Origin of the sequence: Micromonospora citrea (assembly GCF_900090315.1) — a bacterium.
Taxonomy (GTDB): Bacteria; Actinomycetota; Actinomycetes; order Mycobacteriales; family Micromonosporaceae; genus Micromonospora; species Micromonospora citrea.
The window spans coordinates 1,371,781-1,396,440 of record NZ_FMHZ01000002.1; the positions used below are offsets into that span (position 1 = coordinate 1,371,781).

General features: G+C 72.9%; 19 protein-coding genes. 7 read left to right on the forward strand and 12 right to left on the reverse strand.

Going from position 1 to position 24,660, the window contains the following annotated elements; translation table 11 throughout:
- The first annotated feature begins 55 nt into the window (after window positions 1-55).
- Window positions 56-1,306, forward strand: a complete 1,251-nt coding sequence (locus GA0070606_RS06435; protein WP_091095945.1) for an O-antigen ligase family protein — start codon at window positions 56-58, stop codon at window positions 1,304-1,306.
- On the opposite strand, the gene GA0070606_RS06440 is transcribed toward GA0070606_RS06435, so the two are convergent.
- The 6 genes from GA0070606_RS06440 to GA0070606_RS06465 all read right to left on the reverse strand — a co-directional run bounded on the left by GA0070606_RS06440 (window position 1,193) and on the right by GA0070606_RS06465 (window position 8,411).
- On the reverse strand, window positions 1,193-2,371 hold the full coding sequence (locus tag GA0070606_RS06440) for a glycosyltransferase family 4 protein (RefSeq protein WP_091095947.1): 1,179 nt from the start codon (window positions 2,369-2,371) through the stop codon (window positions 1,193-1,195). The two genes, GA0070606_RS06435 and GA0070606_RS06440, sit on opposite strands and share 114 nt — an antisense overlap.
- The gene (locus GA0070606_RS06445; protein ID WP_245724587.1) at window positions 2,349-3,566 is read right to left on the reverse strand and encodes a glycosyltransferase; all 1,218 of its coding nucleotides are present in this window, start codon (window positions 3,564-3,566) and stop codon (window positions 2,349-2,351) included. The genes GA0070606_RS06440 and GA0070606_RS06445 overlap by 23 nt, the downstream gene beginning before the upstream one ends.
- On the reverse strand, window positions 3,563-4,900 hold the full coding sequence (locus tag GA0070606_RS06450) for a glycosyltransferase family protein (RefSeq protein WP_176737250.1): 1,338 nt from the start codon (window positions 4,898-4,900) through the stop codon (window positions 3,563-3,565). Before GA0070606_RS06450 ends, GA0070606_RS06445 begins: the two co-directional genes overlap by 4 nt.
- Window positions 4,897-6,294 (reverse strand): oligosaccharide flippase family protein, encoded by a 1,398-nt coding sequence (locus GA0070606_RS06455; RefSeq protein ID WP_091095951.1) that lies wholly within the window; start codon window positions 6,292-6,294, stop codon window positions 4,897-4,899. The genes GA0070606_RS06450 and GA0070606_RS06455 overlap by 4 nt, the downstream gene beginning before the upstream one ends.
- A 14-nt stretch (window positions 6,295-6,308) precedes the next feature.
- Complete coding sequence (locus tag GA0070606_RS06460; protein WP_245724588.1) at window positions 6,309-7,247, reverse strand: NAD-dependent epimerase/dehydratase family protein; 939 nt, start codon at window positions 7,245-7,247, stop codon at window positions 6,309-6,311.
- 219 nt (window positions 7,248-7,466) lie between these two features.
- A complete protein-coding gene (locus GA0070606_RS06465; protein WP_091095955.1) occupies window positions 7,467-8,411 on the reverse strand; it encodes an NAD-dependent epimerase/dehydratase family protein in 945 nt (314 codons plus the stop codon).
- Between the two features lie 195 nt (window positions 8,412-8,606).
- Here GA0070606_RS06465 and GA0070606_RS06470 point away from each other — a divergent pair, with 195 nt between their 5' ends.
- Window positions 8,607-9,536: an NAD(+)/NADH kinase gene (locus GA0070606_RS06470; protein WP_091095957.1), complete on the forward strand. Its 930-nt coding sequence runs from the start codon at window positions 8,607-8,609 to the stop codon at window positions 9,534-9,536.
- 770 nt (window positions 9,537-10,306) lie between these two features.
- Here GA0070606_RS06470 and pgm read toward each other — a convergent pair.
- Both pgm and glgC read right to left on the reverse strand, forming a co-directional pair.
- Window positions 10,307-11,953: a phosphoglucomutase (alpha-D-glucose-1,6-bisphosphate-dependent) gene (gene pgm, locus GA0070606_RS06475; RefSeq protein ID WP_091095959.1), complete on the reverse strand. Its 1,647-nt coding sequence runs from the start codon at window positions 11,951-11,953 to the stop codon at window positions 10,307-10,309.
- Complete coding sequence (glgC, locus tag GA0070606_RS06480) at window positions 11,950-13,182, reverse strand: glucose-1-phosphate adenylyltransferase (RefSeq protein ID WP_091095961.1); 1,233 nt, start codon at window positions 13,180-13,182, stop codon at window positions 11,950-11,952. The genes pgm and glgC overlap by 4 nt, the downstream gene beginning before the upstream one ends.
- 71 nt (window positions 13,183-13,253) lie before the next feature.
- Between glgC and glgA the strand changes: the two genes are divergently transcribed.
- Complete coding sequence (glgA, locus tag GA0070606_RS06485) at window positions 13,254-14,456, forward strand: glycogen synthase (protein WP_091095963.1); 1,203 nt, start codon at window positions 13,254-13,256, stop codon at window positions 14,454-14,456.
- 153 nt (window positions 14,457-14,609) lie between these two features.
- Here the strand turns inward: glgA and GA0070606_RS32395 are convergent, their stop codons facing one another.
- Window positions 14,610-14,762: a hypothetical protein gene (locus GA0070606_RS32395; protein ID WP_176737251.1), complete on the reverse strand. Its 153-nt coding sequence runs from the start codon at window positions 14,760-14,762 to the stop codon at window positions 14,610-14,612.
- Window positions 14,763-14,878: 116 nt separating this feature from the next.
- Between GA0070606_RS32395 and GA0070606_RS06495 the strand changes: the two genes are divergently transcribed.
- Complete coding sequence (locus tag GA0070606_RS06495) at window positions 14,879-15,433, forward strand: Uma2 family endonuclease (RefSeq protein WP_245724589.1); 555 nt, start codon at window positions 14,879-14,881, stop codon at window positions 15,431-15,433.
- Window positions 15,434-15,880: 447 nt separating this feature from the next.
- On the opposite strand, the gene GA0070606_RS06505 is transcribed toward GA0070606_RS06495, so the two are convergent.
- Window positions 15,881-17,101, reverse strand: a complete 1,221-nt coding sequence (locus GA0070606_RS06505) for a helix-turn-helix domain-containing protein (RefSeq protein ID WP_245724590.1) — start codon at window positions 17,099-17,101, stop codon at window positions 15,881-15,883.
- 16 nt (window positions 17,102-17,117) lie between these two features.
- Complete coding sequence (locus GA0070606_RS33160; RefSeq protein WP_245724591.1) at window positions 17,118-17,315, reverse strand: hypothetical protein; 198 nt, start codon at window positions 17,313-17,315, stop codon at window positions 17,118-17,120.
- A 254-nt stretch (window positions 17,316-17,569) separates the two neighbouring features.
- On the opposite strand from GA0070606_RS33160, the gene GA0070606_RS06510 reads away from it, so the two are divergent.
- From GA0070606_RS06510 to glgB, 3 genes are all read left to right on the forward strand, one after another.
- Complete coding sequence (locus tag GA0070606_RS06510; protein WP_091095969.1) at window positions 17,570-17,797, forward strand: winged helix-turn-helix domain-containing protein; 228 nt, start codon at window positions 17,570-17,572, stop codon at window positions 17,795-17,797.
- Between the two features lie 476 nt (window positions 17,798-18,273).
- Entirely contained in the window at window positions 18,274-20,373 is a 2,100-nt protein-coding gene (locus tag GA0070606_RS06515; RefSeq protein ID WP_091095970.1) for an alpha-1,4-glucan--maltose-1-phosphate maltosyltransferase, read from the forward strand.
- Window positions 20,361-22,463, forward strand: a complete 2,103-nt coding sequence (gene glgB / locus GA0070606_RS06520; protein WP_091095972.1) for a 1,4-alpha-glucan branching protein GlgB — start codon at window positions 20,361-20,363, stop codon at window positions 22,461-22,463. The genes GA0070606_RS06515 and glgB overlap by 13 nt, the downstream gene beginning before the upstream one ends.
- A 93-nt stretch (window positions 22,464-22,556) precedes the next feature.
- Here the strand turns inward: glgB and GA0070606_RS06525 are convergent, their stop codons facing one another.
- A complete protein-coding gene (locus GA0070606_RS06525; RefSeq protein WP_091095974.1) occupies window positions 22,557-24,578 on the reverse strand; it encodes a family 10 glycosylhydrolase in 2,022 nt (673 codons plus the stop codon).
- Window positions 24,579-24,660 lie beyond the last annotated feature (82 nt).

The following is a 24,660-nucleotide window of genomic DNA, read 5'->3' on the forward strand; positions in this document are numbered from 1 at the left end:
CTCGCTCGGCACGCACCGGCGACGGGCCCCTCGGCGCTACGCCACGCTGGTCAGCGTGGCGATCCTCAGCGGCGTCGCCTTTCTGGCCTGCTGGTCGGTGGATCAGACCTATTTGGCCCCCGCTCTGCTGGTCGCCGTCACCCTCAGTGGTCGCTTTCCCCGGCCGGGGTTGGTCGACGTGCTCGCCCTGCTGCTCGGCGTGTGGGTGGTCGCCAGCCTCGGGTGGACGGTCGACACCTCGGCGACCCGCAGCGCCGTCTACCTGTACGGCACCTGCGTACTGCTGCTGGTCGCGGTGCGGCACATCGTGACCACCACCCGCGACCTGCTCGCGGTTGGTGGCGCGTTCCTCGCCGGGTGTCTCGTCCGGACGTTCCAACTGATCCGTGAGCCCTCCGTCAGCGGCGACCTCGGACGGGCGGGAGCCTTCGACCTCAGCGTCCGGTACGGCATCGAGGGATTCAACATCAACCTGACTGCCTACACGATGGTCGCCGGGATTCTGCTGGCGGTGCTGCTGGGCGCCGTCGGTGGGCTGCCCCGCGCGGCACGCCTCGTGCTCTACGCGATCGTGGCGATGCTGGGCTACGCGGTGCTGCTCAGCGGGACGCGGGGCGCCCTGGCCGCGCTGCTGCTCGGAGCCGTCTATCTGCTGTGCAGCCGGGCAACTCCCCGGGCGTGCTGGCGGGTGGCGGTGGTCGTCGTCCCGGCAGCCCTGCTCCTGATACCGCTCGGCATGGGCGAGGCGGCGCTGCTGCGCCTCGACGGCCTCGTCGTCGACCGGGCGACCGGTGACCTCGCCGGCCGGATGCTGGTCTGGCCCGAGGCCGCCGCCATCTGGGGGCAGTCCCCGCTCGCCGGAATCGGGGCGGGCGCGTTCACGGCTGTCAGTTCCTGGGGAATCGGCGCCCACAGTCTGGCCCTCACCCTCGGCGCCGATCTCGGGCTCGTGGGCGTGCTGTGCTACGCAGCCGTCCTGGCCGCCGCCGTGCGGCCCGTCGGGCGCGCCTCCCAGCTCGGCGCGCGGCTGGCCGGGTTGTTCCTGGTGATGTTCCTGCCGATCTGGCTCACTGGACACTGGGAGGCCGCCCTGGCCGCCTGGCTACCGCTGGCGTTGCTCTCGCTCGTGCCCGCCCTCGCGGCCGACCGTCCACAGAGCACCGGCGGCCGGCACCACCGCAGGGTCCACCGGTCAGGACCCGACGGGGTGCTTCCCCGGCGCGGCGGCCGGCGGTCGGCGGTCGTGCCGGGGGGAACCGGCGACCCGACGCCACAGGTCGGTGTGCTGGCGCAGCACGCTCTGTAGCCCGTAGAGCCGGTGCACCCGGGCCCGGGCCCGGCCGGCCAGCTCAGCACGGCGCACCGGGTCGGTCATCAGCTCCCGCAGCGCCGCGGCGAGGCCGACGGGGTCCGAGGGCGCGACGACCACCCCGCTGTCGTCGCCGAGGATCTCGGCGGTCGCCCCCACGTCGGTGGCGACGACCGGGCAACCGAGCGCCATCGCCTCGACCACGACGTTGGGGAACCCCTCGGTGTGGCTGGGCAGGACGAACAGGTCGCAGCGACCCATCATGGCAAGGACCTCCGCATGCGGCAGCTCCCCCAGGAAGGACACCGACGCAGGCGGCTGGTGCTGCTCGGTGACCGATCGCAGGTAGGCCGGGTCGGCGGGGCCGACGAAGAGCAGCCGCCAGCCCGGCTGCGCGGCCGTCCGCCACGCGGTCAGCAGGTCCTCGACCCCCTTGGCGTGCAGGAACCAGCCAACGAACAGCACCGTGCGTTCCGCCGGCGCGGGGTCCCGGTGTGGCGCCGGGAGCCGGTCGAGGTCCACCCCGTTCGGCATCCGCCGCACCCACACCGTGGGGAGCTGGTTGCGGACAGTGGCCTCGGACGCCTCGTCGAGGACCAGAACGGCCGTCGCCAGCCGCATCGCCCGGGCCATCAACCGCCATTCCCGACTGCCGCGCCCGGCGATGTCGGGGATCCGCCCGAAGTGCAGGTGGTAGATGACCGGGCGCCGGTACACCCGGGTGATGAGCAGCAACGCCAGGTCCCGGAAGACGCCGGGGCCACCGGACGAGTGCAGGTGCACGACGTCGGTGCGGCCCGCGGCCAGGACGCGGCGCAGCGCCACGGCGCCGGCCGTGAGCTGGCGTACGCCCGCGGTCAGGCGCCGACCCCGCCCGAGTTCGTGCACGCCGCGCCACTGCTGGGCGATGTCGACCACCTCGATGTGGACCTCCGGATCGTCGCGGAACCGGTTGACCAGCATCGCCACCCCGCGGGCGATTCCTCCCATCGGTGGCGGCAACGGCCCCACCACACACACCCGCATCCGCTCCGGCATCTCAGTGTCCACGGTGTCCGGCACCCGTTACCTCCTGCACAGAATCGAGCAGCCGCGCCAGCGGCTGTGCGTACGCCCGGATGTCGAAGGAGTCCAGCGCCTGCTCCCGGGCGGCCTTGCGCATGAGCAGCCGTTCCTCGGTGGTCAGCCGCACCGCCCGGTGCAGCGCCGTTGTCAGCGCGGCCCCGGAGTGGTCGGCGCAGACCAGGGCGTTGACGCCGTCTTCCAGGTAGCGGCCCAGGTCGCTGGTCAGGTTGCAGATCACCGGGGTGCCGTTCGCCATCGACTCGCAGACCTTCGTCGGGAATCCGGCGTTGGCGTACCGTGCCGGTGGCCGGAGCAGGACGCTGAAGTCGGCCTCGCGCAGCAGGTGCGGCACGGTCCACTGCGGTACCCGGCCGACCACCTCCACCATCTCCGGCGGGTCGCCGCCGAGCAGGTCCCGCAGCTGTTGGCGGGACGGCCCCACCACCCGCAGCCGCAGCCGCGCACCGGAGCGCGCCACCGCCTCGACCGCCTGGACGACGGTGCCGAGCAGATCCTTGCGCCCGGGGGTGCCGGCGTAGACCAGGGTGAGCTCGTCACGCCCGGTGGCCGGGGCCTCCGGTGCGCCCGCCAGTTGCCGCACGTCGAGGGTCGGGGGCACCCGCACCACCGGGCAGCCCCGCCGCCGGAAGTGCTCCTCGAGCAGGGTGCTGATGGCGATGACGCCGGAGCAGCGCGGATAGTGGTGACGCAGGGCGAGCTTCGCCGACAGGTGCAGGGGGCCCAGCGCTCCGCCGGCCAGTTGCCGAGGGCTGTACCACTCGACCACGTCGACCACCAGCGGCACCCCGTGGCGCCGGCACCACCGGCGCAGGTGGACCATGTACGGCGTCCCGCCCCCGTAGACCACGACGTGCGAGGGTCGGGTCGGCTGCGCCGCCAGCCAGGCGACGGTCCGCGCCCCCCAGCGGAGGAGGACCTGGTTCGCCTTGGCGGCCGGGCTCGCCCCGGCGGGCGGCAGCTCGCCCACCCCGACGTGCGTTATCGTGCCCGGCGCAGCCGCGAAGTCGACGGGCCGAGGCTCGGTCGGGGTGTGTTCCCCGCCGACCACCACCACGTGTCGGCCGGTCAGGGCCAGCGACCGGGCGATCCCGTCGACCCGCCGGGAGCAGGCCTCGCCCCACGGGTAGCGGAACGGCCCCACGTACGCCACCCAGTCGGATGAATCAGTCACCGCGCCGTCCTTTCCGACACCGGGCCGGGTACGGCCACGGCGGAGACCTCCGTCAGGCGGGCGGCGAAGGCCCGGGCCACCTGACCCCTGCTGTGGTGGCGCCACGCCCATTCGTGCCCGGCACGGGCCAGTCGGCCGCGCAGGGCACCGTCGCGGCACAGCCGTTCGAGGGCCTGCCGCAGCTGTCTCTGGTCCTCGACGCCCACCCCCAGGGCGGCCCCGGCGGCATCGAGGTGCCGCATGGAGGCGAGCTCTCCCGGCCCGTACGCCAGGACGGGTCGCCCGGCGGCCAGGTACTGGGGGATCTTGGTGGAGAGCGAGAAACGGGTGTAGCGCCGCAGCTCCGGCCGGAAAGACTCCACATGCACCAGGACGTCCGCCTCGGCCAACGCGCGGGTGACCTCCGCGCCACCCAGGGACTCCCCGAGGTGGACCTGCGGGCAGTCAACGAACCGATCCCGGTAGCGGACCAGGTCCGCCTCGGGCGCGTGCACCGTCAACCGCGGTCGAGGCAGGTCCCCGGGCAGTTCGCCGAGGGCGAGGCCGACCTGACGCAGCACTGCCCACCGGTCGAGGTGCAGGCCCCCCACGTAGCTCAGGCGCAGCGCCCCGGTTTCCGCCCGACCGTCCACCGGGTCGACGAAGGCACTCTCGTCGACGCAGTTGGCGAACGCCGCGAACGGTCGGTCGTACCGCCGCTCGTACTCCCTGGCCATCTCGTCGCTGATGCACAGGCCGCTGACGCAGCGGCGCATGACCCGGTCCAGGTGGCGCCGGACCGAACGCTGGCCATAGCCGAGCAACTCACCGGAGGCGTAGAGGGTCGCCGGCCAGTCGTCCATGAAGTGGGGCACCAGCGGCGCGCCACTGCACTCGGCCAGCCGGTCTGCCAGCCGCATGATCCGGACGCTGCCCAGCATCGAGTAGACCACGTCGGGGCGGAACGCCCGGACCCACTCGACCAGCGGGCCGGCGATCCGCAGCGGGCTCAGGTCGGCCAGGGCCCGCAGTTCGGCGTGCAGCCGGGCCGACGAGGGTGCCCCCGCCGATACCGGTATCGCCCCGATCGCCGGATCGGCCCGCCCCCACGGCGAGCCGCCACGGCTCAGGAACCGCCGTCCGTAGTGGTCGACCGGGCTGCTACGCGGGTCGATCCGATGGAACCGGGAGCAGACCTCGGTGGAGGGTTCCGCGGCGGCGGTGTAGACCTGCGCGAGCCGGTCCCGCGGCCACCCCGCGAAGAGGTTGGCCAGGGTGATGCCGCTGCCCGTGGTGGCCCGGAAGGGCTCCGCCCCGACGACGAGGACGCGAGCCCGGCCCGGCTGCCCGTTCATGCCGTCACCCGCTGCCCGTGCGCCGCCGGTCGGGCTCGGGTCACCACCTGGCGGTAACCCAGTAGCGCCGCCGGGACGACCGTCACCAGCCCGACGGCCGCACCCAGCCACGGCACCGCGGCCGTCCCCAACGCTCCGGCGCCCCACCCCTTCAGCGGCACCGCCAGGGCGAGGTAGGCCGTCCAGCCGGCGAGCTGCGGGCGGACCACCCCGGCGGCGTTCTGCACCATGAACCAGGGTGAGGCCACCGCGAGCACCATCCACCAGGCACCGAGGCCGGCGAGCAGCCACCGGTCCGGTGCCTGCGCCATCCCCATCAGCGCGGCCAACGGCTCCCCACCGACGAGCGCCACCACGACGCTCGGCAACCCGACGGCTGCCACCGCGATGAGGGTCATCCGGCCGGTGAGGCGACGGACCCAGTCCACCCGTCCGTGGGCCAGCGCCTCACCGTACGCCGGCCACAACGCCGTGGTCATCATCGACATGAGCAGTCCCAACTGAGCGAACAAGCGGGCGGCCACGGCGAACACGGCCACCTCGGCCAGGCCGCGGGTCTGGGCGACGATCAGGGGGTCGGTGTTGGTCGCGACCGTCAGCACGGCCGTGAGCAGCAGGAACATCCCGCCCAGCTTGAGCAACACCCGGGCGGCGGATGCTTCCACGTACCGCGGTGACGGGGCCAGCTCCGGCATCCGCCGGATGTACAGCCACAGGCTGTTCACCAGGTTGCCCAGCAGCGGGCCGCTCACCGCGGCGGCCACCAGGGGCACCGGACCGGCGTCGAGGGCCACGGCGACCAGGGTCAGCGGGAGGCAGAGCAGGGACCCTGCCAGCTGCCACGAGTTGGCGCAGGCGACCTGCTGGACGCCGTACTGCACCCGAACGACCAGCGACATCGGCACGTTGAGGATGAAGACGGTCAGGCAGACCAGCGTCATGGTCCGGGCCGTCGGCACCAGCTCGGCGCTGGGCAGGTTGAACACGGCTACCCACGGGGTGACGAGCGCCCCGAGCCAGAGGGCGGCGCAGGCGGCACCCGCCGCGCCGGCCAGGGTCAGGTAGGCGGTGGAGACGTAGCGTCTGGCCTGCACGGCGTCGCCCCGGGCATGGGCGTCCGCCAGCTTGGTCATCAGCCCGTTACCCAGGCCGAGGTCGGCGAAGGCCGCCATCGCGGTGAGTGCCGTCACCGCCTGCCACAGGCCGAACAGCTCCACGCCCAGATACCGCTGGGTGAGCGGGAGCAGCAGCAGCGGCACGATGGCCCCGACCGCCCGGCTGCCCACCGTCGTCGCGATGCCGGCCACCAGCCTCCGGTCGCGGCCCCGGTCGGCCACCGCCGGGTCGGCCAGCGGGGCCCGGGCGTCGGCCGACTCCGTGACGGTGGGGTGCATCGTGGTCGGCCGCCCTAGACCGGACTCAGCGCGCGGGCAGCGGACTGCCACTCGACGGTCGCCACCAGGCCGGCGCGCAGCGAGTGCGGCCGGGCGGCGGGGAACAGCTCCCGCAGCCGGGTGCAGTCGGCCTGGGAGTCGCGGACGTCGCCGGGCCGCGGTGGGCCGTGCTCCACCTCGAGCCGCCAGCCGAGCACGCCCTCAAGCTCGGCGACCAGATCCCGCAGCGACGTACGGGTGCCGAACGCCAGGTTGACCACGTCGGACGCGCCGACGCGGCGCACCACGGCGTCGGTGATGACGTCGGTGACGTCGGCGACGTAGGTGAAGTCGCGGGTCTGCTGGCCGTCGCCGTGCAGCGTCAGGGGCCGGCCGTCGAGCGCGTCCGCGATGAACCTCGGCACCACGGCGGCGTAGGGGTGCTCGGGGTCCTGCCGCGGCCCGTACACGTTGAAGAAGCGGAACGGGAGCACCGCGAGGTCGAAGCAGGCAGCATAGGCGAGGGTGTAGGTCTCGGTGGCGAGCTTGGAGGCCGCGTACGGGCTCACCGGCATCGGCCGCAGCGCCTCGTGCCGGGGCATCCCCGGAACCGCCCCGTATACCGAGGAGGAGGAGGCCACCACCACGTGCCGCACGTCGTGGCGGCGCACCGCCTCCAGCACGCTCACCGTTCCCGTGGCGTTGGCGTGGTGGCTGCGCACCGGATCGTCGATCGACCCGGGCACCGAGCCGAGGGCACCGAGGTGCACGACGCTCGCGGCGCCCGGTAGCGCGTCGTCCAGCACGTCCGGGTCGCAGACCGAGCCGACGAGGACCCGGGCGGGTACGTCCCGCAAGTTGTCCAACGAACCGGTCGACAGGTCGTCGACCACCACGATCTCGCTGATCCGCGGCTGCTCAGCGAGCGCCCGTACCAGGTTCGAACCGATGAAACCGGCCCCCCCGCTGACCACAATCTTCAACTGTTCCCCCGATGTCGCATGTTGCTGCCTGTCGGCACCAACTAGGCGAATGACCCTTTTGCACCCTTCACGACAGTCAACGACAAGCAACACCCAAGGTCACGGTTCCGTATCAGGACGGGATGCCGTCGCACCGGCGATTCCCGCCACGTCGTCGGGGCGGTACCGGTCCACCGCCGCCCGCGCCCCGGCTAGTTGGGCGGGCGGTCATCAGGCGAACTGCTCCGCGTGCGCCTCGTACCAGCGCACCGTCTCTCGCAGGGCCTGGGCGCGCGGCACCGGCGTCACGTCGGGGAAGAGCGCGCGCAGCACCCCGTTGTCGGCGTCGGAGTGGCGGACATCGCCGGCGCGGGGCGGGCCGTGCACCACCTCGAGGCGGCGATCGAGCACCTCCTCCAGTTCCGCGATCAGTTCCAGCAGCGAGATCCGCGCGCCGAAGGCGAGATTCACCACGTCCGACGCGCAGACCCGGCGCAGGACCGCGTCGACGATGACGTCCGTGACGCTGCCGACGTAGGTGAAGTCGCGGGTCTGGGTGCCGTCGCCGTGCACCTGGAGCGGCCGGCCCGCCAGGGCCGCCGAGACGAACCTCGGCACCACGGCGGCGTACGCGTGGTTGGCGGCCTGGCGGGGCCCGTAGACGTTGAAGAAGCGGAACGGCAGCACGTCGATGCCGTAGCAGGAGGCGTAGGCGAGCGCGTATGCCTCGGTCGCGAGTTTCGAGACCGCGTACGGGCTCACCGGCATCGGCCGCAGGTCCTCCCGCCGGGGCAGGACGGGGTTGGCGCCGTAGACCGAGGACGAGGAGGCGACCACGACGTGGGGCACCCTGTGGCGCCGGACCACCTCCAGGACGCTCAGGGTACCGGTGGCGTTGGCGTGGTGGCTTCGCAGCGGGTCGTCGATGGAGCGGGGCACCGAGCCGAGGGCACCGAGGTGGACGACGCTGGCCGCCCCGCTCACCGCCTCGTCGAGCAGGTCGGGGTCGAGGACGGTCCCGGTGAACAGCCGCGCCGGCAGGTCGAGAAGGTTGTCCAGCGACCCGGTGGAGAGGTCGTCCACCACCACGATCTCACTGACCCGCGGCGCGTCGGCGAGGGCGCGTACCAGGTTGCAGCCGATGAAGCCGGCGCCACCGGTAACGACGATCTTCAAGGATCCTCCTCGTGGTTCCGCCCGACGCGCCACCTGCGCGTGGCACGGGGTACGAGCCGTCGGGCCGGTACCCGCTTCGACCAACGACCGGCGCACGGGCGCGTCACGCACGATGTGCGGAGCGTGACGAAGAGGCCCGTCGGTGCGCCTTCCGATACGCCCGTCGGGACGGCCGGGATGTGGTGAGCTGTAGGTATGGACCGGAGCCGGCTCGGGCTGGTGCTGCACCCCACCCGGGATGTCTCGGCCGTGGTCGACACGATCGTCGACTGGGCCGCCCGGCACCGGATCTCCCTGGCCGTACGCGCCGAGGACCGGCTCCGGGTGCCGGCCACGGTCGAGCCGCTGCCGGTGGGCGAGGTGGCCGTCCGGTCGGACGCGCTGATCGCCATCGGCGGGGACGGGACGATGCTCGGGGCGTTGCGCTCGGCCGTCCACGACCCGAAGCCGGTGCTCGGTGTGCACGTCGGCAAGCTCGGCTTCCTCGTCGAGGTGGAGCCGCCGGAGCTGCCGACAGCGCTGGACCGGCTGATCGCGCACGACTTCACGGTGGAGAGCCACAGCTGCCTGGCCTGCGACGTCTGTGGCGACGACGTCGTCGCGTTCAACGACGTGGCGCTGATCCGCCAGCCCGGCGCCGGCTTCGTCAGCGCCTCCCTCGCCGTCGACGGGCAGCAGTACGGGTACTACCGCTGCGACGCGCTGGTGGTCAGCACGCCCACCGGCTCGACCGCCTACAGCTACGCCGCCGGCGGCCCCCTGGTCTCGCCGGCCGCCCAGGCGGTCGTGGTTACCCCGTCCGCGCCGATGGCGGGCATCTCCCGGGCGGTGGTGCTCTCCCCCGACGAGACGATCCGCCTGGAACTGCGCGAGGGCTCCGGGCCGGTGGCGGTGGAGGTGGACGGCCTGGTCATCCGCGACGCCGCGAGGGAGGGCGTCGTGCAGGTGCGCTACCGACGCGACGCGGGCCTGGTCGTCCGCCTGGATCCGCGCCGCTACCAGGAACGCAACCAACTGAAGCTGAGCTTGCTGGACCTGCCGCTGCTGCCCGAGCAGCTCCGGGAACTGCTGCCGGAGGGCCTCCGCGAACGGCTCAACCGCCGCGACCTGCCCCCGCCCCGCTGACCGGCCCCGCGCGCCGGTCCCGGCCCGCCACCAGGCGCCGCTCGCTTGGTTCCCACCGCCAGACGCCCCTCGCCCGGCCCACCGCCAGGCCGATTCGAGCCCGCCACCAACGACACTGCCCGCCGAGTCACCGGCCCTCGCTTGCCCGGCGGGTCAACAGGTCGCGCCCGCCGGCTCGTCCGCCCGCCACGGCCGACTCGTCTTCGGCACCCTTTCGAGCTGATGTCGTAAGCGACTCACGCGTCTGTATCGGCCGTACGACACGGTTCGGGATCCGCACGGGTACCGAGAGGCCGCCGCCCCGGACCGTGGTCCGATGTCGCAAACGACTCAGCTCGAAAGGGGCCGGGGAAGGGTGCGCCCGCCGACGGCGTGCAAATTTCCGCAGCCGGCGGCCGGCAGACGGCGACAGCCGGCGGCGACAGGCGGCGGCCGGCGGCGACAGGCGGCGGCCAACGGCGACAGGCGGCGGCCAGCGGCGACAGGCGGCGGCCGGCGGCGACAGGCGGCGAGGCAGCCCTCAGAGGACGGACGGTGAGCGAACGGCGGGCGGGCGTGAGCCGAGGGTGGACGGGCAGGCCGAGGGGCGGACGAGCGGACCGAGGGGCAGACCGGCAGGCCGAGGGGCAGACCGGCAGGCCGAGGGGCAGACCGGCAGGCCGAGGGGCAGACCGGCAGGCCGAGGGGCAGACCGGCAGGCCGAGGGGCAGACCGGCAGGCCGAGGGTGGACGGGCGGACCAAGGGGCGGACGAGCGGGCGCGGACGGTTCTCAGGCGCGCTTGAGCACCTCCGACACCAGGTCCTTCGCCTCCTGCTGGATCCGGGCCAGGTGCTCGGGCCCCTGGAACGACTCGGCGTAGATCTTGTAGACGTCCTCCGTCCCGGACGGGCGGGCGGCGAACCAGCCGGACTCCGTGGTCACCTTGAGCCCGCCGATCGGCGCGTCGTTGCCCGGAGCGGTGGTGAGGGTCGCGGTGATCGGCTCGCCGGCCAGCTCGGTGGCGGTCACCTGTTCCGGCGAGAGCTTGCCGAGCACGGCCTTCTGCTCGCGGGTGGCCGGCGCGTCGATCCGGGCGTACGCGGGCGCGCCGAAGCGCTCGGCCAGTTCCGCCCAGTGCTCGCTGGGGGTACGGCCGGTGGTGGCGATGATCTCGGCGGCGAGGAGGCAGAGCAGGATGCCGTCCTTGTCGGTGGTCCAGGTGGCCCCGTCGCGGCGCAGGAAGGACGCGCCGGCGCTCTCCTCGCCGCCGAAGCCGACCGCGCCGTCGAGCAGCCCGGGGACGAACCACTTGAAGCCGACCGGCACCTCCAGCAGCGGGCGGCCCAGGTCGGCGGCGACGCGGTCGATCATCGATGACGAGACGAGGGTCTTGCCGACGGCGGCGGCCGGCCCCCACTGCGTCCGGGTGCGGAACAGGTGGGCGATCGCCACGGCGAGGTAGTGGTTGGGGTTCATCAGGCCGCCGTCGGGGGTGACGATGCCGTGCCGGTCGGCGTCGGCGTCGTTGCCGGTGGAGACCTGGTAGTCGGCGCGGGCCGCGATCAGCGAGGCCATCGCGTTCGGCGACGAGCAGTCCATCCGGATCCTGCCGTCGCCGTCGAGGGTCATGAACCGCCAGGTGGGGTCGACGGCCGGGTTGACCACGGTCAGGTCCAGCCGGTGCCGCTCGGCGATCTCGCCCCAGTAGGCGACGCTCGCCCCGCCGAGCGGGTCGGCGCCGATGCGCACCCCGGCGTCGCGGATCGCGTCGATGTCGATCGCCGCCGGCAGGTCGTCGACGTAGTTGGCGAGGAAGTCGTACGCCCCGGTGGTGTCGGCGGCCCGCGCGCGGGCGTGGGGGATCCGGCGGACCGCCTTGAGCCCGTCGGCCAGGATGGCGTTGGCCCGGTCCTGGATCCATCTGGTGACGTCGCTGTCCGCCGGCCCGCCATGGGTGGGGTTGTACTTGAAGCCGCCGTCGTCGGGCGGGTTGTGCGACGGGGTGATCACGATGCCGTCGGCGAGACCGCTGGTGCGTCCCCGGTTGTGGGTGAGGATGGCGTGCGACACCGCCGGGGTGGGCGTGTAGCCGTCGCGGCTGTCGAGCAGCACGGTGACCTCGTTGGCGGCGAGCACCTCGAGGGCGTCCACGGCGGCCGGGGCCGAGAGCGCGTGGGTGTCACGGCCGAGGAAGAGCGGCCCGTCCAGGCCCCGCTCGCGGCGGTAGTCGCAGAGCGCCTGGGTGACGGCGAGGATGTGGTCGGAGTTGAACGCGTTGCGCAGGCTCGACCCGCGGTGCCCGGAGGTGCCGAAGGAGACCTGCTGCGCCGGGTCCTGCGGATCCGGGTGCTCGGCGTAGTAGGCGGTCACCAGTCGCGGCACGTCGACCAGGTCGGCGGGCTGGGCGGGCTGGCCGGCCCGGGGGTGACTGCTCACGGTTCCACCTTCTGTCCCTTGCCGATGACCACGATGCCGTTGTCGGAGACGGTGTAGCGCTGCCGGTCCTTCTCCAGGTCGACGCCGATCTCGGCGCCCTCGGGCACGATCACGTTCTTGTCGAGGATCGCCCGGCGGACGACCGCGTGCCGGCCGATGTCCACGCCCTCCATCAGCACCGCGCCGTCCACGTGCGCCCAGGAGTGCACCTTCACCTTGGGCGAGACGATCGAGTTCTCCACGAGCGAGCCGGAGATCACCGCGCCGGGCGAGACCATCGAGGCGACGGCCCGGCCGACCCGTTCGCCCCACTGGTGGACGAACTTCGCCGGCGGGTAGGTGAGCTGCCCGGTGTAGATCGGCCACTCGAAGTTGTAGAGGTTGAACACCGGGTGCACGTTGATCAGGTCCATGTGGGCGTCGTAGAAGGAGTCGAGCGTCCCCACGTCGCGCCAGTAGCCGCGGTCCCGGTCGGTGCTGCCCGGCACCTCGTTGTCGCGGAAGTCGTAGACGTTGGCCTCGCCGCGCTCGACCAGCATCGGGATGATGCTGCCGCCCATGTCGTGCTTGCTGGTCTTGTCCTCCGCGTCGCGCTCGACCGCCTCGCAGAGCGCCTTCGTGGTGAACACGTAGTTGCCCATCGAGGCGTAGATCTGGTCGGGGGCGTCGGGCAGGCCGACCGCGTCGGTGGGCTTCTCGCGGAACGCCCGGATCCGCCGGCCGTCCTCGCCGACCTCGATGACGCCGAACTGGTCGGCCGTCGACAGCGGCTGCCGGATGCCGGCCACGGTGACGCCGGCCCCGGAGGCGATGTGGTCCTCCACCATCTGCCGCGGGTCCATCCGGTAGATGTGGTCGGCGCCGAAGACGATCACGTGGTCGGGCTGCTCGTCGTGGATGAGGTTGAAACTCTGGTAGATCGCGTCGGCGGAGCCGGCGAACCACCACGGGCCACGCCGCTGCTGCGCCGGCACCGGCGTGACGTAGTTCCCGAGCAGGGTCGACATCCGCCACGTCTTGGTGATGTGCCGGTCCAGCGAGTGCGACTTGTACTGGGTCAGCACGACGATCTTCAGATAGCCGGCGTTCGCCAGGTTGGAGAGGACGAAGTCGACCATGCGGTACATCCCGCCGAACGGGACGGCCGGCTTGGCCCGGTCCGTGGTGAGCGGCATGAGGCGCTTGCCCTCTCCGCCGGCCAGGACGATCGCGAGCACCTTGGCAGCCATGTCCCGACGCTAACCATCCGCCGGGGACTTCACCACTCGTACGGGCACACTCCTGCACTAGGGTGCGGGGGATGACGGATTCCGCACACCTTCGCGTCGATCTGCTGACCCGGGAGTACCCGCCGGAGGTGTACGGCGGGGCCGGCGTGCACGTGGAGTACCTGGCCCGGGAGCTGCGCCGCCTCGCCGACGTGCGGGTGCACTGCTTCGGCGCGCCACGCACCGAGCCGGGCGTCACCGCGTACGCCGAGCCGGCGAGCCTGACCGGCGCGAACGCCGCGCTGCGGACGATGGGCGTGGACCTGGAGATGGCGGCGGCGTGCGCCGGCACCGACGTGGTGCACAGCCACACCTGGTACGCGAACCTGGCCGGGCACGCCGCGAAGCTGCTGCACGGGGTGCCGCACGTGGTGACGGCGCACAGCCTGGAGCCGCTGCGGCCGTGGAAGGCCGAGCAGCTCGGCGGCGGCTACGCCCTCTCCTCGTGGTGCGAGCGCACGGCGTTCGAGGCCGCCGACGCGGTGATCGCGGTCAGCGAGGGGATGCGCCGCGACGTGCTGGCGGCCTATCCGGCGGTGGACCCGGACCGGGTCCGGGTGGTGCACAACGGCATCGACACCGACGAGTACTCCCCGGACCACGGCACGGACGTGGTCCACCGGCTCGGCATCGACCCGGCCCGGCCGAGCGTGGTCTACGTGGGGCGGATCACCCGGCAGAAGGGGCTGCCCTACCTGCTGCGGGCGGCGCGCGAGCTGCCGGGCGACACCCAGCTGGTGCTGCTGGTCGGCGCGCCCGACACCCCGGAGATCGCCGCCGAGGTGGAGGGGCTGGTGGCCGAGCTGCGGGCGACCCGCTCGGGCGTGGTCTGGGTGGCCGAGATGCTGCCCAAGCACGAGGTCATCCAGGTGCTCACGCACGCCACCGTCTTCGTCTGCCCGTCGGTCTACGAGCCGATGGGCATCGTGAACCTGGAGGCGATGGCCTGCGAGACGGCGGTGGTGGCCACCGCGACCGGCGGCATCCCCGAGGTGGTGGTCGACGGCACGACCGGCCTGCTGGTGCCGATCGAACAGGCCGACGACGGCAGCGGCCGACCGCTGCACCCGCAGCGGTTCGTGGCGGACCTGGCGGCGCGGATCAACGAATTGCTGGCCGACCCGGACCGGACCGCCGCGTTCGGCGTCGCGGGGCGGCGGCGCGCGGTGGAGCACTTCTCCTGGGACGCCATCGCCGCGCGCACCCTGGAGCTGTACCGCTCCCTGTCGAAGTAGGCCGGACGGCACCGCCCGCCCCGGCGCCGTATCGCCCCGGGCGATCTCCCCGGCCCTTTGATGATCACCCCACGCGCAGTTCCGCGCATAACTGTCGATGGTGCGCGAAGAACGAAAAATTGGGCGATCGTTGCCTATGATTGCGATTCGGGCTCATTCATCATCGCGTGGCGGAATCGAGCGGACCGACACCTCGGCGGACACGATGGGGTCGACGGCCAGGACGCCGAAGTCGCGGGCGTCCGCGAGCGCGTCTCCGGACCAGCCCGCCCAGCGGGGATCGTCGGTGAACACGTCCAGCAGCACGTTCGTGTACACCAGCGTGGTGGCGGTGTCGGCTGGCCGGTGCGAGAGCACCCCTGGCCGCGACCCGGCGCGTGTTCGTCGCGGTGGTGTCCCCGCCGCGCCGGTACGATGCCGGCATGAGCGCAGAGGCGGTTGGCAGATCGATGCCCCCCGTGGTGACGCTCGACGATCTGACCGCGATGATGGCCGCGGACGAGCATCACCGGTACGAGATCAGCCCTGAGGGAGTTCTCTCGATCATGCCGCCGCCGGGATATGCCCATGCGATCATCGCGACCCGGCTCATGGTGTGGCTCGCCCAGGGCGGTGTGCCGGCGGACCGCATCGCCCAGGCGGTCGGGCTGCGCATCCCGGGCCGCAGTGGCGGGGTCGGCGGGCGCATCCCCGATCTGGTTGTCTGGAGCAAGACCCAGTCCGACGGGGTGTGGCTGCCGGCCGGTGACGTCCTTCTCGTGGTCGAGATCGTCTCACCCGGGTCCGAGGGCATCGACACGGTGACCAAGCGCGGCGAGTACGCCACGGCCGGCATCCCGCAGTACTGGATCGTGGAGCAGGACCCGGCACAGACTGTCACGATGCACACCTTGGACGGCGAGGACTACGGCGTACGGGCACGCATGCCGCTCGCATGGCTGCTCAACACCAGCCCCGCAGAGCACGACCTCGGCTGACCGGAGACACGCCGAGACGCACAGATCGTGGCACCCGGGACCCCACCTGGCCTGGTCGGGCTCAGCCTGGCGGGACGATCAGGTGAAGCCTGGGGAAGTAACTGCGGTAGCGGGCGCCGTCGCGAGTGAGCAGCCGATACCCACACACCGCGGCGGGCGCTCCGATGTAGAAGTCGGCGATCGGTGACCGCTTGGCCCCTCCCTGGGAGCGGTATCTGGCGTAGGCCTTCCTCGCCAGGAACCCCCTGGTCTCCGCGCCACTCACCCGGACGATTCGCAGCGCACCGCCCTCCTCCGCGACGTCGACCTCGTGCAGCCCGTGTCAGGCCCGCATCGCGGCCGGGATCGTGACCTGGCCCTTGCTGTTGAGTTTCATGACGCTTCCCCCTACCACGTAATGCGAACGACACGTGTCGGAGGTGGATTCGGGCAGGCTGCGGGGCAGCCTCAGGTGACGTGCAGGGCGGCGGCGAGGCGGGCCAGGCCGGCGGGAGCGGCGGCGTACCGGGCCACGGTGGCGACCAGGTCGCGCGCCGCCGGCCGGTCGTGCACCTCGCTGCGCGCGGTGCGTTCGGCGTCCAGCAGCGCCCGCCCCGCCCGGGCCATGTCGCCGGCGAGAGCGTGTACGCGGGCCACGTCGAGCAGGTACGCCGCCCGGTGCTCGGGCGGCAGCCACCGCCACTGCTCACCGGAGACGAGGCGATCGTGCCGTACCGTCGCCGCCCGCACGTCTCCGACGGCGGCCTCGGCCACCACCCGCGCCGCCTCGACCGACGCCCGGCCGAAGCCGCCGCCGACCGCTGCCGCTGCCTCGGCCTGGTCGAGCAGGGCGGCCAGCCGGCGCTCGTCTCCCCGGCCGGCAGCGGCGAGAGCGGCCTGGAGCAGCAACGTCACGCGCAGCGACGGAGCACCGTCACCGCCCGGCGGCGGGGCACCCTCGGCCGACTCGCTCTGCGACAGGTCGCCACCGGCCGCCTCGCGCGGTGGAAGTCGGCGGGCGGCCACGAGCGCCGTCTCCATCGCGGAGCGCCGCCGGCCGACGGCCCGCAGCGCCTGGCTCAGCGGTACGGTGGCGACGCCCGCCAGCCGCGCGTCGTCCGTGGCCAGCGCCACGGCCATCCCCCGGTCGGCGGCCAGCCACGCCAACTCTCCCTGACCGACCTTGACCAGCACCAGGGCGACGAGCCCGTACGCGGCCACCAGCAGCTCGTCGGCGACCGCCAGTTCGTCGGCGACCCGGCCGGGGCTGGCGACCCGCGCCTCGCGGGCGGCGTCGAGCAGCCCGGGCAGCAGGCCGAGCAGGACCGGGTACCGGGCGTGCCGGTAGCTCTGCTCGGCATGGTCGAGGCGGGCCCGCACCTGCGCGACGTCGGGCGGCCGGGACGACGCCTCGACGTGGTAACGGGCCAGGGCGGCCCGGACCCGCGCCACACCGGCGACGGCGACGTCCGGTTGCCCGACCCGCTCCGCGAGCAGCACCTCCAGGTCGATCCGCAGCGCCTCGGCGACCTCCCGCAGGTTGGACATCCGGTCCAGCGGGCGTACCCCGCGCTCGACCTTGTCCACCCAGCTCTTCGACTTGCCGAGGCGGTCGGCGAACTGCTGCTGGGTCATGTTGCGCCGCACCCGCCACTGGGCGACCCGCCGGCCCACCGGCAGGCCGGTCACCGCCGGCCCGTCCCGCTCACCGCAGGATCCCGACCGCGACGAGCACGAGTACGAGCAGCGCGACCGTGAGGCCGTAGGCGTACTGGCGACGGGTGAGCGGCGCGCGCTGCGGGCGGGGCGGACAGGGCACCTGGTCCCCGTCGGGCTGTCGAGCGCGGGCACCCGGGACCGGGTGCGCCGCCGGCAGCGGCCCGTCAGGCGGACGCTCCTGCATCGTGAGCCTCCTTGCAGGTGAGTACGAAGCACGTGGTCAGGGCGAGGTACGCGAAGCGTGCGGTGTGGGTCGTGGGCGGATCGGGCGAAGAGGACCACCGCGTTCTCCCGCCCGGCCCCGGGGCGCTCCGCTGCTGACGAGAGAACCCCTGCCATCCCCAACTTAGAAGGCACTGCCTTCACAGTCAACAGAGCATGCACGGCGCGTCACTCCGGGTGCGAAGATCGGAGCGCTGACGAGAGGTGGCGCCACCCATGCCGCAAGCACCGCTGTACGAGCAGATAATCGCCGACATCACGGCCTCAATCCGCGCGGGCACCCTTCAGCCCGGCGACAAGCTGCCGTCTATCGCCGAGATGCGCGAGCAGTACCAATCGAGCGCATGGCCCGTGCGATACGCGCTGCGGATCCTGGAGGAGAGAGGCTGGATCGTGACCCGGCAGGGCAAGGGCTCGTTCGTGGCACCCGAACCACCCGCCTGAACTCCACCCTCCCGCCCCCTGGGCATAGCGGTCCAAGTCTCGGGACAAGCGGTAGACCTTGGCAGGAGCGGCCCTTGGCGGGGCCCTTTCCTACCAGGATCTACGACGATCTGAGGCAACGGCAGGTCGTCGTCGGAATCCTCGTCATGAGCAGCGCGCTCCGTTGATCGGCCACGGCAGGCGTGCGAGTCGTTGACGACATCAGCTCGAAAGGACGGCAGAAGCTAGCTGGCGACCCCCGCCCCGCCGCACCCTGCGGCCCGCCGTCCTCGCCGAGGGCACGCAGGCCCCAGCGGCACGCAAGCCCCAGCGGCACGCAAGCCCGTCGGGCGGGTGAGCACGTGACGCACCGACCGGAGCCCCGGAGCCCCGACACGCTCCGCCGGCACGATGCGCGAGGCCCGCCAGGAGCGGGCCCGGACGGAGTCGGGACGCTTGGCCGCGCGCGAAAGGATCTCGCGCAGTAGGTTGAATCGGTGACTGGACGGTTCCCGATCGAAGACGTCTCCCCCGTCGTCTCCTGCGGTCGCTACCCGGCCAAGGCGGTGGTCGGCGAGGCGGTGCCGGTGTCGGCCCGCGCCTACCGCGAGGGGCACGACGCGCTGGGCTGCAACGTGGTGTGGCTGGGCCCCGACGGGCGGGCCCGGCCGTTCACCCGGATGCGTCCCGGCGAGCCCGGCCAGGACCGCTGGCACGCGGTCATCCGTCCCGACGCGGTCGGCGAGTGGGTCTTCACCGTCGAGGCGTTCCAGGATCCGTACCTGACCTGGCAGAACGCGGTCACCAAGAAGATCGCCGCCGGGCAGGGGCCGGCGGACCTCGCCAACGACCTCGCCGAGGGCGCCCGGGTGCTGACCGCGGCCGTGGAGCTGGTGCCGGCCGGCGACGCGGGGCGGGTCCGCGCGGCGGTGGCGGCGCTGGGCGACGCCGAGAGGGAGCTGCCCCGCCGGGTCGCCCCGGCGCTGGAGCTGGCCGCCCTACTCTGGGAGCACCCGGTGCGGGAGCTGGTCACCACCGGCGAGGAGCACCGGCTCTGGGTGGACCGCAAGCGGGCGCTCTTCTCCGCCTGGTACGAGTTCTTCCCCCGCTCGGAGGGGGCGATCCCCGCGACCGTGGACGCGCCGGCCCGCTCCGGCACCTTCGCGACCGCCGCCGAGCGCCTGCCGGGCGTCGCCGCGATGGGCTTCGACGTGCTCTACCTGCCGCCGATCCACCCGATCGGCCGGATCAACCGCAAGGGCCGCAACAACTCGCTGACCGCCGGCCCGGACGACGTCGGCTCGCCGTGGGCGATCGGCGCCGCCGAGGGCGGCCACGACGCCATCCACCCCGACCTGGGCACGGCGGAGGACTTCCGCGACTTCGTCGCCGCCGCCGCCGAGCAGGGCCTGGAGGTGGCGATGGACCTGGCGTTGCAGTGCGCCCCGGACCACCCCTGGGTCACCGAGCATCCGGAGTGGTTCACCACCCGGGCCGACGGCACCATCGCGTACGCGGAGAACCCGCCGAAGAAGTACCAGGACATCTACCCGCTGAACTTCGACAACGACCCCGAGGGCATCCGGGCGGAGATCCTGCGGGTGGTGCTGCACTGGGTGGGCGAGGGCATCCGGATCTTCCGGGTCGACAACCCGCACACCAAGCCGTTCGACTTCTGGCACTGGCTGATCGCCGAGGTGAAGAAGGTCGACCCGGACGTGCTCTTCCTGGCCGAGGCGTTCACCCGGCCGGCGATCATGCACGGGCTGGGCAAGATCGGGTTCACCCAGTCGTACACGTACTTCACCTGGCGCACCTCCGCCGCCGAGATGCGGGCGTACTGCGAGGAACTGGTGGCCGCGGCCGACCACATGCGGCCGAACTTCTGGCCGAACACGCCGGACATCCTGCACTCCTCGTTGCAGCACGGCGGCCCGCCGATGTTCAAGATCCGGGCGGTGCTGGCCGCGCTGCTCTCCCCCTCCTGGGGCATGTACGCCGGCTACGAACTCTTCGAGCACACCGCCCGGCCCGGCGCGGAGGAGTACCTCGACAACGAGAAGTACGAGCTGCGCCCCCGGGACTGGGCCGGCGCGCAGGCGCAGGGGCGCTCACTCGCCCCGTTCATCGCCACCCTCAACCAGGTACGCCGGGACAACCCGGCCCTGCACCAGCTGCGCAACCTCGTCTTCCACGAGATCGACAACCCGGCGCTGCTCTGCTGGTCCAAGCACGACCCCGACACCGGCAACACGGTCCTCGTGGTCTGCTCGTTCGACCCGCAGGGCGTGCAGTGGGGCAACACCACGCTCGACATGCCGGCGCTCGGGCTGGACTGGCACGACCGGTTCACCGTGCACGACGAGCTGACCGGGGCCAGCTACGACTGGGGGCAGCGCAACGCCGTACGCCTCGACCCGTACCTGCAACCGGCGCACGTGCTGACCGTGCGGCGACCGGTCGCCGGTCCCGACGCCGCCCCGGCGCCGGCGTCCGGCGCGCCGGACCTGACCGTCGAGAGCGTGCCCGACGACCTCTCGGGCGGCACCGCCCCGACCGCCCCCGCCCAGGAGGACGACCCCCGATGGACGAGCTGATCACCGGCGCGACGCACGACCCGCACGCCGTCCTCGGCGCGCACCCCGCCGACGGGCGCACGACCGTGCGCACACTGCGCCGGGGCGCCGCCGACGTCGCCCTCCTGGTCGGCGGCGAGCGGCACCCGATGCGGCGCGCGCACGACGCCGGGGTCTTCGAGGCGACGGTGCCGGGCGAGGTGCTCGACTACCGGATCGAGGTCGACGGCCGGCCCCACGACGACCCCTACCGCTACCCGCCCACGCTCGGCGAGCTGGACCTGCACCTGATCGGCGAGGGCCGGCACGAGCGCCTCTGGGAGGCCCTCGGCGCCCGGGTCTTCGACGAGGGCGTGGCGTTCACCGTGTGGGCGCCGAACGCGCGGGGCGTCCGGCTGGTCGGCGACTTCGCCGGCTGGGGGCCCGACGACGGCTGGCCGATGCGCTCGCTCGGCTCCAGCGGGGTGTGGGAGATCTTCGTCCCGGGCGTCGGGGCCGGGGCCCGCTACAAGTACCGGATCCTGGGCGCCGACGGGCAGTGGCGGGACAAGGCCGACCCCCTGGCGGCGTACGCGGAGGTGCCGCCGGCCACCGCCTCGGTGGTGCACCACTCCACGTACGAGTGGAGCGACGCCGACTGGCTGGCGCGGCGGGCGCGGCGGCAGCCGCACCAGGAGCCGATGAGCGTCTACGAGGTGCACCTGGGGTCGTGGCGGCCCGGGCTGGGCTACCGGGAGCTGGCCGAGGAGCTGGTCGCGTACGTCACCGGGCTGGGCTTCACCCACGTGGAGTTCCTGCCGGTGATGGAGCACCCGTTCGGCGGCTCGTGGGGCTACCAGGTCACCGGCTACTACGCGCCGACCTCCCGCTTCGGCGACCCCGACGAGTTCCGTCACCTGGTGGACCGGCTGCACGCCGCCGGGATCGGAGTGATCCTCGACTGGGTGCCTGCGCACTTCCCCAAGGACGAGTGGGCGCTCGCCCGCTTCGACGGCACGCCGCTCTACGAGCACCCCGACCCGCGCCGCGGCGAGCACCCCGACTGGGGCACGTACGTCTTCGACTTCGGCCGCCGGGAGGTGCGCAACTTCCTGGTCGCCAACGCCCTCTACTGGTGCGAGCAGTTCCACGTCGACGGGCTGCGGGTCGACGCGGTCGCCTCGATGCTCTACCTGGACTACTCCCGCCAGGAGGGGCAGTGGACGCCGAACGTGCACGGCGGCCGGGAGAACCTGGAGGCCATCGCGTTCATGCAGGAGGTGAACGCGACGGTCTACAAGCACCACGCCGGGGTGGTGGTGATCGCCGAGGAGTCCACCGCCTGGCCGGGGGTCACCCGCTCCACCGACGCCGGCGGGCTGGGCTTCGGCTTCAAGTGGAACATGGGCTGGATGCACGACACCCTGCTCTACACCTCGAAGGATCCGATCTACCGGCAGCACCACCACCATCAGCTCACGTTCTCCCTGGCGTACGCCTGGAGCGAGAACTACGTGCTGCCGATCAGCCACGACGAGGTGGTGCACGGCAAGGGCTCGCTGGCCGGCAAGATGCCCGGCGACACCTGGCAGCGGCTGGCGACCGTGCGCGCCCTGCTGGCGTACATGTGGGCGCACCCGGGCAAGCAACTGCTCTTCATGGGCTGCGAGCTGGCCGACGACCGGGAGTGGAGCGAGGAGCGGGGCCTCGACTGGCACCTGCTGCACGACCCGGCCCGGGCGGGCGTGCAGCGCCTCGTCGGCGACCTCAACCGCGTCTACCGGGACGTCCCGGCGCTGTGGGCGCAGGACACCGAGCCCGCCGGGTTCCGCTGGATCGCCGGGGACGACGTCGCCAACAACGCCGTCTCGTTCGTCCGGATCGCCCCGGACGGCGCGACCCTGGTCTGCGTGGCGAACTTCTCCGCCCGGCCGCTGCACGACTACCGGATCGGCCTGCCGGCCGGCGGGGCGTGGACGGAGGTGCTGAACACCGACGCGCACCACTACGGCGGGTCGGGGGTGGGCAACCTGGGCGAGGTGCACGCCGAGGCGGTGCCGTGGCACGGGCTACCGGCGTCCGCCGCCCTCCAGGTGCCGCCCCTCGGCGTGCTCTGGCTGCGCCGCGACTGAGCGAGGCGCGGCCCCGCGGGAGACCTTGGTAGGAAACGGCCCCCGGACGGGCCTCTTCCTACCAAGATCGGGAACGGGAAGAGGCCGCCCGGCTCAGAGTCGGGTGATGCGGACGGCGTCGGCGACGACGTACCCCTGAGTGCTGGTCCAGCGGCTGACCCCGACGACCTGGCGCGTCCCCGCGGCGAGGTCGTAGGTGCCCAGCACCCGCCACTGCCCGCCGCCGGTGCGCTGGTCGACCCTGGCCGTGACGGTCCCGTTCGCCGTCGCCACCAGGTACGGCGTGGCGCTGTTGTAGCCGGGGTCGGCCGGGTACCAGACCTCGACCCGGTAGCTGCCCGTGGCGGGCAGCGTCGCGGTGAACCAGGCCGGGTCGCTGACCGCCTGCGGGGTGGCGAAGCGGTAGTCGGCGCCGTAGCGCGCCGGGAGGTACGACGACGTGCCCCAGGTGGCGGCGGCGGTGAAGCCGCCGGTGGTGGAGTTGTCCACGATCACGCTGAACGTCCCGCCCGTGCCGGTGACGACCCGCGCGTTGCTGGCGGCGCTCTCGTGGTGCAGCCGGTCCAGGGCCGTCACCAGATAGCGGTACGTCGAGCCGGCCGCCGCGCTGGCGTCGGTGAACGTCCCGGTCGTGCCCGAGGCGCGGACCGTGCCGAGCAGGTGACGGGCGTCGGCCAGGTCGCAGGCGTCGACCGCGCCGTCGCCGGGCAGCCGGTAGACCGCGTACGCGGTCGTGCTGCCGGTGGCGCCGCGCTGCCAGGTGAGGGTCACCCCGCCGGTGCCGCGTACCGCCGAGGTGAGGTTGGGTGCGGCGGGCGCGGCGCCGCCCACCCCGGCCGGCGCCAGCGCGGGCCGGGGGTAGTGGTCGGTCGCCACCCGGGAGACGGCCCCGATCCGGTCGGCGCGGACGTCCTTGGCGCTGAAGTGGATGTCGCCGACGATCCTCGGGTGGCTGCGGTTGAGCGTCAGGTGGTCGGTCAGCTCGGCCGGGTCCTGCCAGGCGGCGTCCTGGCCGGACGCCCCGGCCCGGTAGGTGGCCTGCCCGACGAGCAGCTGCACGTCGGTGCCGGTCACGGTCTCGGACCACCAGCGCACCAGCTCCGCGTAGTCGGCCGCCGGGTGGCCGATGTGCCAGTAGAGCTGCGGGGCGATGTAGTCGAGCCAGCCCTGCCGCACCCAGCGGCGGGTGTCGGCGTAGATGGCGTCGTACGACTGGAGGCCGGTGGTGCGCGAGCCGAGCGGGTCGGTGCCGGCGTTGCGCCAGATGCCGAACGGGCTGACGCCCAGCTTCACCCACGGCTTGACCGCCCGGATCCTGTCGCGCATCTCCCGCACCAGCAGGTTGACGTTGTTGCGCCGCCAGTCGCCGATGTTGCCGAAGCCGGCACCGTACTGGGCGTAGGTCGCCTGGTCGGGGAAGGCCACCCCGCTGACCGGGTACGGGTAGAAGTAGTCGTCCCAGTGCACCGCGTCGATGTCGTAGCGCTTGACGGCGTCCATCATCGCGTCCTGCACGAAGGCGCGGACGGCCGGGATGCCGGGGTTGTAGTAGATGTGTCCGCCGTAGGTGACGGTCCAGCCCGGGTTCTTGCGGGCCGGGTGGCTGGCCGCCAGCTTGGTGAGGTCGGTGTGGTTGGCCACCCGGTACGGGTTGAACCAGGCGTGGAACTCCAGGTTGCGGGCGTGCGCCTCGGCCACCATGAAGGCCAGCGGGTCGTAGCCGGGGTTGCCGCCCTGGGTGCCGGTGAGCCACTGCGACCAGGGCTCGTACGTCGACGGCCAGAACGCGTCGGCGGCCGGGCGGATCTGCACGACGACGGCGTTCATCCGCCGCTGCCGGGCCAGGTCGAGCCAGCCCCGGAACTCCGCCTGCTGCGCGGTCGGGGTGAGCCCGGTGCGGCTCGGCCAGTCGATGTTCGCCACGCTGGCGATCCACATGGCGCGGAACTGCCGCTTCGGCGTCGCCGGGTCGGTCACGCAGGCCGCCTCGGCGGCCACCGGCACGGTGTCCGGGGCGTCGGGCCGGGCTGGCGCGCCCGTGGGGACCGCCGTGCCGAGCGTCAGCGCCGCCACCAGCGCGGCGAGGGGAAGGAATCGACCAAAGTCTACGCGCACGAAAAGATGTTCATCGTTTCGCGAACGTCGCGCAAGTATTCTTCACAACTCTCACCGTTCGGGGTCGCGCCCCCACCCGCCG